Annotated in this window: 6 protein-coding genes; 3 read left to right on the top strand and 3 right to left on the bottom strand. The window is 63.7% G+C overall.

The features are described from left to right. The first annotated feature begins 203 nt into the window (after positions 1-203). Positions 204-1679 carry a tryptophan halogenase family protein gene (locus AC1DYX_RS25080; protein ID WP_477263924.1) on the top strand — a complete coding sequence of 492 codons (1476 nt, stop codon included), beginning with the start codon at positions 204-206 and terminating at the stop codon, positions 1677-1679. A 205-nt stretch (positions 1680-1884) separates the two neighbouring features. After that, the gene (locus AC1DYX_RS25085) at positions 1885-3273 is read left to right on the top strand and encodes an NCS2 family permease (protein ID WP_477263926.1); all 1389 of its coding nucleotides are present in this window, start codon (positions 1885-1887) and stop codon (positions 3271-3273) included. Here the strand turns inward: AC1DYX_RS25085 and AC1DYX_RS25090 are convergent. From AC1DYX_RS25090 to AC1DYX_RS25100, 3 genes are all read right to left on the bottom strand, one after another. Then, positions 3249-5219, bottom strand: a complete 1971-nt coding sequence (locus AC1DYX_RS25090) for a beta-L-arabinofuranosidase domain-containing protein (protein WP_477263928.1) — start codon at positions 5217-5219, stop codon at positions 3249-3251. The genes AC1DYX_RS25085 and AC1DYX_RS25090 overlap by 25 nt on opposite strands. A 139-nt stretch (positions 5220-5358) precedes the next feature. Beyond that, entirely contained in the window at positions 5359-6231 is an 873-nt protein-coding gene (locus tag AC1DYX_RS25095; protein ID WP_477263930.1) for an ankyrin repeat domain-containing protein, read from the bottom strand. 116 nt (positions 6232-6347) lie between these two features. Further along, positions 6348-6752, bottom strand: coding sequence for a MerR family transcriptional regulator (locus AC1DYX_RS25100; protein WP_477263932.1), 405 nt, complete (start codon positions 6750-6752; stop codon positions 6348-6350). Between the two features lie 76 nt (positions 6753-6828). On the opposite strand from AC1DYX_RS25100, the gene AC1DYX_RS25105 reads away from it, so the two are divergent. Beyond that, on the top strand, positions 6829-7703 hold an 875-nt coding region (locus AC1DYX_RS25105), incomplete at its 3' end, for an oxidoreductase (protein ID WP_477263934.1).

Consider the following 7703-nt stretch of genomic DNA (forward strand, 5'->3'; position numbering starts at 1 on the left):
ATGACAGACAGGTCAGACCGGGATCCACCAAACCTGAATGCTGTCTGGGGCTAACAGCCCGTTAGGAGAATGAGGTGTGGGTCAGCGGATTTCATCGGGGCCAGCGGCAATGCCGCGCACAAGGCCGGATATAGAACTGCGACTTTCCTCGTCTGAACAGAGCTGAAAATACCTTGCAAAAGGGAGGCGTCCATATAGACAGCATGACTTATCGACGTATCGTGGTCCTCGGCGGCGGCACCGCCGGCTGGATGACCGCGGCAGCCCTGGCCACGGGCCTGAAGGGCACGACAGTGGAACTGGTGGAATCGGAGGACATCGGCACGGTCGGTGTCGGCGAGGCGACCTTCCCCTCGATCCGCAACTACCACCAGATCCTGGGCATTTCCGAATCGGACTTCCTGCGCGCCACCAACGGTACGTACAAGCTCGGCATCCGGTTCTGCGACTGGCGCGTGCGCGGCGAGGACTACTACCACACGTTCGGCAACTTCGGCCAGATGACCGGTCCGGAGAGCCTGTTCGGCCAGTACCGCCGGCATCCGGACGGCGAGGTGCCCGTGTTCGGCGAACTGTGCCTGCCCACCGTGATGGCGATGCAGAACCGCTTCTGCGCGCCCGGCCAGGACTCGGCCGCGTTCAACTACGCCTATCACTTCGACGCCACGCTGTACGCCCGCTTCCTGCGCGACCTCGCCATGAAGCGCGGCGTGCGCCGCACGGAGGGCAAGGTCGCCGACGTGACGCGCCGCGCCGATGGCGGCGTGGCCGCGCTGCAGATGGACGACGGGCGGGTGATCGAAGGGGATCTGTTCTTCGACTGTTCCGGCTTCGCCTCGCTGCTGCTGGGCCGCACGCTGGGCGAACCGTTCGTCGACTTCAGCCACTGGCTGCCGGTCGACCGCGCCTGGGCCGTCCCGTGCGCGCGCATCGACACGCCGCTGACGCCCTACACCCGCGCGACGGCGCTGGAGGCGGGCTGGGCCTGGCGCATCCCGCTGCAGGACCGCACCGGCAACGGCCATGTGTTCTCGACCCGCTACATCGACGAAGAAACGGCCCGCGCCCAGCTGCTGCAACAGCTCGACGGCGAGGCGCTGGCGGAACCGCGCCTGCTGAAGTTCACGACGGGCCACCGCGAGCGCTTCTGGGTGGGCAACGTGATCGGCATCGGCCTCTCGACCGGCTTCCTCGAACCGCTCGAGTCGACCAGTATCTTCCTGATCCAGGCCGGCCTCGGTCACATGATGCACCTGCTGCAGGCCGGCGGCCCCATCGCGCCGCAGGACATCGAGACCTACAACTCGATCCTCAGCCACCAGTTCGCACGCATCCGCGATTTCATCCTGCTGCACTACTGCCTGACGGCGCGCCGCGACACGCCGTTCTGGACCGACATGGCGAACAAGGAGCTGCCCGAGACGCTGGCATACAAGCTGCACACGTGGCGCGAGACGGGCCTGCTGCACCAGTACGACCACGAAGGCTTCGACGAGCACAGCTGGCTGGCGATCCACGCGGGCATGCGCAACTGGCCGCAGCGCACGGATCCCATCCTGGCCGAGATTCCCGCCGAACTCTCGCTGCAATGGGTGCGCGAGCGCGGGCAGCAGCTCGTCAAGGCCGTGTCTTCCGTGCCGACGCACGAGGCTTATCTGGCGCACATGCTCGGCCGCTGACGGCCGCGCCGGCCCTGCCGCGCGCGCGGTGGGGCCACGGGCCCTGCCCGACTATTGCCAAACGCAATACGGTTTTCGCTATAGTTGCTATTCACAGTTCGCATAGTTCGCTCCCCCCTTCGGCTCTAAGCTTCTGTTTCCATAACGACGAGACAGCCCGGCATGCTCTTCGCGGCATGCGGGTCATAACACAGGAGCAGCCGTCATGTCCCAGCCTCAACTCCAACGCGTGGAGCGCGAAGATGCATTCACGTCGCCCCCTGCCGCCAACGACAGAATCGACCGGTACTTCCAGATTTCCGCGCGTGGCAGCACACCGCGACGCGAAGTGGTGGCCGGCGTCACCACGTTCCTGGCCATGGTGTATTCCGTCTTCGTCGTGCCGGGCATGCTGGGCCAGGCCGGCTTCGACGTCAGCGCCGTGTTCGTCGCCGTGTGCCTGACGGCGGCCTTCGGTTCCCTGATGATGGGCCTGTGGGCCCGCCTGCCGATCGCGGTCGGCTGCGCCATCTCACTGACCGCCTTCACCGCCTTCGGCCTCGTACTGGGCAAGGGCCTCTCCCCCGCCGTCGCGCTGGGCGCCGTGTTCCTGATGGGCGTCCTGTTCACCGCCATCTCGGTGACCGGCGTGCGCTCCTGGATCCTGCAGAACCTGCCGGCCGGCGTGGCGCACGGCACCGGCGTGGGCATCGGCCTGTTCCTGCTGATGATCGCCTCCAGCGACGTCGGCCTTATCGTCAAGAACGCCGGCGCCGGCCTGCCGGTGGCGCTGGGCCATGTGACGGCGTTCCCGGTCGTGATGAGCATCCTGGGCCTGGCCGCCATTTTCGGCCTCGAACAGCGCAAGGTCCCCGGCGGCATCCTGCTCGTCGTGATCGCCATTTCCGCGCTTGGCCTGGTATTCGATCCGAAGGTGCACTTCACCGGCATCTTTTCGTGGCCGCAGCTGAGCGCCCCGGGCCACGCGTCGCTGATCGGCGCCATGGACATCCAGGGCGCGCTGAGCACGGCCGTGCTGCCGAGCGTGCTGGCCCTCGTCATGACCGCCGTGTTCGACGCCACCGGCACCATCCGCGCCGTCGCCGGCCAGGCCGGCCAGGTCGATGCGCGCGGCACCATCCACAATGGCGGCAAGGCCCTGACGGCCGACTCGCTGAGTTCCGTGTTTTCCAGCCTGGTGGGCGGCGCGCCCGCGGCGGCCTATATCGAATCCGGCGTCGGCACCGCAGCCGGCGCCCGCAGCGGCCTCACGGCGGTCGTCGTCGGCCTGCTGTTCCTCGGCCTGATCTTCTTCTCGCCACTGGCCGGCCTCGTCCCGTCGTATGCCACCGCGCCGGCACTCATGTACGTCGGCCTGCTGATGCTGAGCAGCGTCGCACACATGAACATGGACGACAAGCTGGACGCGCTGGCCGGCCTCGTGTGCGCCGTGTTCATACTGTTGAGCTGCAATATCGTCACCGGCATCATGCTGGGCTTCTGCACCCTCGTGATCGGCCGGGTGCTGGCCGGCGAATGGCGCAAGCTGAACGCCGGCACCGTCGGCATCGCCGTCGCGCTGGCCGTGTTTTACGCGGGCGGCTGGGCCATCTGACGATGGTGCCAATAAACGGAATAGCGTTGATGGTGCAGGTCGAATAACGGCCGAACGACCATGCCGTTTGCCGGACCGGCGTCCTTGAATTTGAACGCGGACGGATCGCCGGGGAGTGGAGCGAGCCAATCGGCGGGATTGCTGGACGTGCTGGCGATATCGGGAACCGGCACCGCCGGGATCTTCAGGTAGGCATCCTTGTCGCCCACGTCGCTGGCAGGCATATTGTCCCTGCCAAGTTCTCCGGCCAGCAATACGGGACCATGGAAGATGGAGACCATCGAAGAATCGTCCCTGGCTTGCTCCAGTCGCAGCGCCACTGGAAGTGTCAGGTCGATCGCGTCACCGGCTTTCCATCGCCGCCTTAACGAGACGTAGCTTGTGGGCTTGGCGTCCACACGTTGGGGCTTCCCGTTGATCCTGACTGTCACCGGTTTTGCGACCCACGCGGGGATGCGCAAGTGGAGAGTCACGGCGTTGGCTCCAGGCTTGACCACCGTCAGGCGCACCGGTTCGCCCCGCGTGATATCCCCTTGCTGCCGCAACACCATCCCGGCTTGCCGCCAGCTGAGCTCGGATGGGATATACAGGTTCACCCAGAGCGAATCATCCTTGTGGAAGTAAATGCCTTCGTTGTAGCGTGCAGTGTTTTCAAGACCGCTGCCCGAACAGCAAAAGCTGCCTTTCAGATAGGTGCGAAAGTCCCCATGGAACGGCGTGAAATAGGTCACGGCACCTGTATCGGGCGCCACCGACGCCAGCACGTGGTTATACAACGCACGCTCGTAGTAGTCTGCAAGCTCCGCACGGCGGTTGCGCTCGAACAGCCTGGCGGTCAGCTTGAGCATGTTGTGGGTGTTACACGTTTCGGCGGTGGTCGGGGGCAAAACCTTCTGATCATGGATTGACGGGCCGGCCTCCACGCCGGGTTTGTCGAACCATTCGTTGAATGAATTGCCTCCGTTGGCGAACGAATGCCTGTGCACGACCAGCCGCCAGAAGTTCTCGGACGCCTTCAGCTCCACCGGGTCGCCATCGACGTTCGCGGCGTTGGCCAGGCCCACTGCTGGCGCAATGTGCGTATTGGCGTGCAAGCCGCCCAACCGATCTTCGCCCTCGGCCAGTGGGCCGACAAACCATGCGCGATTGAACATGCGGGCGGCTTCGAGGTGCCGGGGATTTTTGTCGATTTTGAAAAGTTCGGTCAGAACGTCACTCATCGCACCAAATTCGTTCTGTGGATTGCGGCTGCCGTCCGTGCGGAATATCCCGTCGATCTGCGCGGCATCAAGCTGGGCGAGTCGTTTCTCAAAGTAGTCAGCCATCCTCGTGACCACGTCGAGTGCCTGCTTGTTGCCGACATAGGCATGGGCGTCGAGGAGGCCCGACATGATCTTCTGGATCGTGTAATAAGGCACGCCGATGCCCCCGGCATCGGCCCCAGGCTTGCCTTCGAGCTGGTCAAAGGCGGCCGTGGAAAAGGCGGCCAGGTAACCGTCGAGATTCAGGCTCCTCTGGCATTTGGCGAGCTCTCCCACGAGGTAGTTGACCCGGTCGCGAAACAGGAGGCTCCCGGTAGCCGCCGCCATGCGCGAGGCGGCGGACAGATAATGGCCTGTCATGTGCCCACGGAGAAATCCACTATCCCAGCCGTCGTAACCGCTCTCGATGCCTTCTTTTTGGGGAAGTTTCACCAAAGCGCGGTAGTGGTAAAGCAACTTGTCGGGATCATACGACGCGAGCACCCCTTTGCGATGCAGCTCCTGCCGTACGTAAAACGGACTTCCCGGCAGCAAGCGCACCTGGGTTGCCAGGAAGGCACGAGCCGCATCGACTGGAACCGTACCCGACACGGGAGGCACAAGTTGGCCAAGGTCGCGGGCGGCACAATGCGCCGGCAGCGCCGCGAGGGTGGCTTTGAGCAGCGAACGTCGGGTAAAGGACATCAGAGAGTCTTTCGTCAAATGGGGGCGCTAAAGTAATCATCACTCTTCCGCCGTGCGTAGGCGGAAGCGGAATATCCGACGACTACGTATGGATTGTCAAGTATAAAAAAGAATCGATAAACGCCGGGAGAACCGGCCGTTAGCGCTTGTGGTTTTGCAGGACCGCTTGCAGAGGCTTGCAGCGGCGTTCCCGCGCGATATCAAGGGCTGTCTCGCCATCGCTCCGGGCGATGCTCTGATCGGCACCCGCGGCCAGCAACATTTTGGCGACCGAGACCCAGCAATGGCGCGCAGCCAGCGTCAGGGGCGTATAGCCACTCGCGTAGGGCCACTTTCTCGCTTCTTGATAGTCTTCATATCGGCCGCCGAATTGGATATTTGTATTGGCGTGATACCGAAGGAGCAGCTTGATGATCGGCATCTGCGGCCCGAACGAGGCTTGCGTGCGAGATTTCTCGTCCATATAGGCAGTGAGTGCCGTCATCAGTGGAGTCTCGTCGGCCCAGTTCCGGATTTCGGTGGATGCACCCGCTTCCAGCAAGATCCGGACGATTTTTTCGTTGCCCTCCTCGACCGCCCAGTCAAGCGGTGTACGCCTGAAATCCCCCGGCAGGTTCACGTCCGCATGGGCCCGTATCAGGAGGCGAACGTCTTCTTCGCAGTCTGGCGGCTTCCCCTTATAACCTCCGCTCTTCAGCAAACGGACATAAATGCTCGGCCGACATCCGGCAGCATCGGCGAGTGCGGTACCGCCCTGAGAGTTGCGCTGATTGGGATCGGCGCCCGCATGAAGAATCAGTTTCAGGATACGAGTGTCCGCATTCACCGCCATAATAACCGGAACAAATCCGTCGGCGGCCGATCTGACATCGTCGCCAAGTGACAGCCGCGCCTGGACCGCGGCCAATTCGTTGCTCAAGATTGCCTCYGTCAAGGGAGACAGCGTTTGCGCACCAAAAGCGCTTTCAGCGAACAGCACAAGAAAGAAGCCCGCCAAGGTCTTCTTGAGCATACCGATTCTCCAGTCTTCGTTATTTGTTTTGCGAACAGGCTAAGGTTGCCCTATTTATTTCCAAAATACAATAATTCCAAAACCCGCCCCGAAACAAACATTGCCGGTTGCGCACTTCATTCGCGCTCGAAGCATTCGTCCTTGGTCCATGCCGCCTGCACCCGGCACTCGCCGCTTGCCGGGGCGCCCAGTACCCTTTCCCTGGCACTGACCACCGAGCGACGCTGCTCGTCGAGGATCGCGTGCAGGCGATCAATCTCCTGCAGCCGTGCGTCCAGTTGGCCGAGCAGGGCATCCTTTAACGCGGCGCCGTGCAAAGCGGCGACGCTCCGGATCGTATCCAGCGAGAACCCCAGCTTCTGGCCGAGCTGTATGAGGTCCAGCCGGTCGAGCGCATTGGCCTGGTAGACCCGATAGCCGTTGGCGCCACGCTGCACCTTCGGTAGCAGGCCCTCCCGTTCGTAGTAACGGATGGTCGATGCCGGAATGCCCGACCGTTCCGCAAGTTCGCCGATTTTCATGTTTATCCAGCACTTGACCTTGAAGTTGACTTCAAGCTTAGGATAACCCATCCCTATCGAATCCAGGAGTCATCCGATGCTCTTCACGCCCCTGACGCTGCCGAATGGCGCCATCGTCCCCAACCGCCTGGCCAAGGCCGCCATGGAAGAAACCCTGGCCGACGCCGGGCAGATGCCGGGACCGCGAATCATCCGCCTGTACCAACGCTGGGCCGAGGGCGGCACCGGCTTGCTCATCACCGGCAACGTGATGGTCGACCGCCGCGCGCTGACCGGCCCGGGCACCATTGCACTGGAGGCGGGCACACCGCTCGAACCGTTCAAGGCATGGGCGCGGGCGGCGCAAACACGAGGCGCCCAGGTCTGGATGCAGATCAGCCACCCGGGCCGCCAGGTCATGGCCAATATGGGTGGCCTGGCCTGGGCACCGTCGGCGGTGGCGCTGGATTTGGGCAAGCACAGCAAGATGTTCGCGCAGCCGGTGGCGATGACGGAAGCCGACATCGCCGACGTGATCGAACGCTTCGCGGCCACCGCGCACGCGGCCGAGCACGCGGGTTTCACGGGTGTGCAGATCCACGCGGCGCACGGGTACCTTCTTTCGCAGTTCCTGTCGCCGCTGACCAACCGGCGTGACGATGCCTGGGGCGGCAGCCTGACCCACCGTGCACGCCTGCTGCTGGACGTCGTGCGCGCCGTGCGGGCGCGCGTTGCCCCAGGCTTCTGCGTCGGCGTCAAGCTGAATTCGGCCGACTTTCAGCGCGGCGGCTTTTCCGAAGACGACGCCAGGCAGGTGCTGGCGATGCTGAATGCCGAGCAGGTTGACCTCGTCGAACTCTCCGGCGGGAGCTACGAGAGCCCGGCCATGCAGGGCCGGACTGCCGACGGCCGCACGCTCGCGCGCGAAGCATATTTCCTGGAATTCGCCCGTGACCTCGCACAGGTCGCAGC

The organism is Massilia sp. P2_C2 (genome assembly GCF_056404615.1).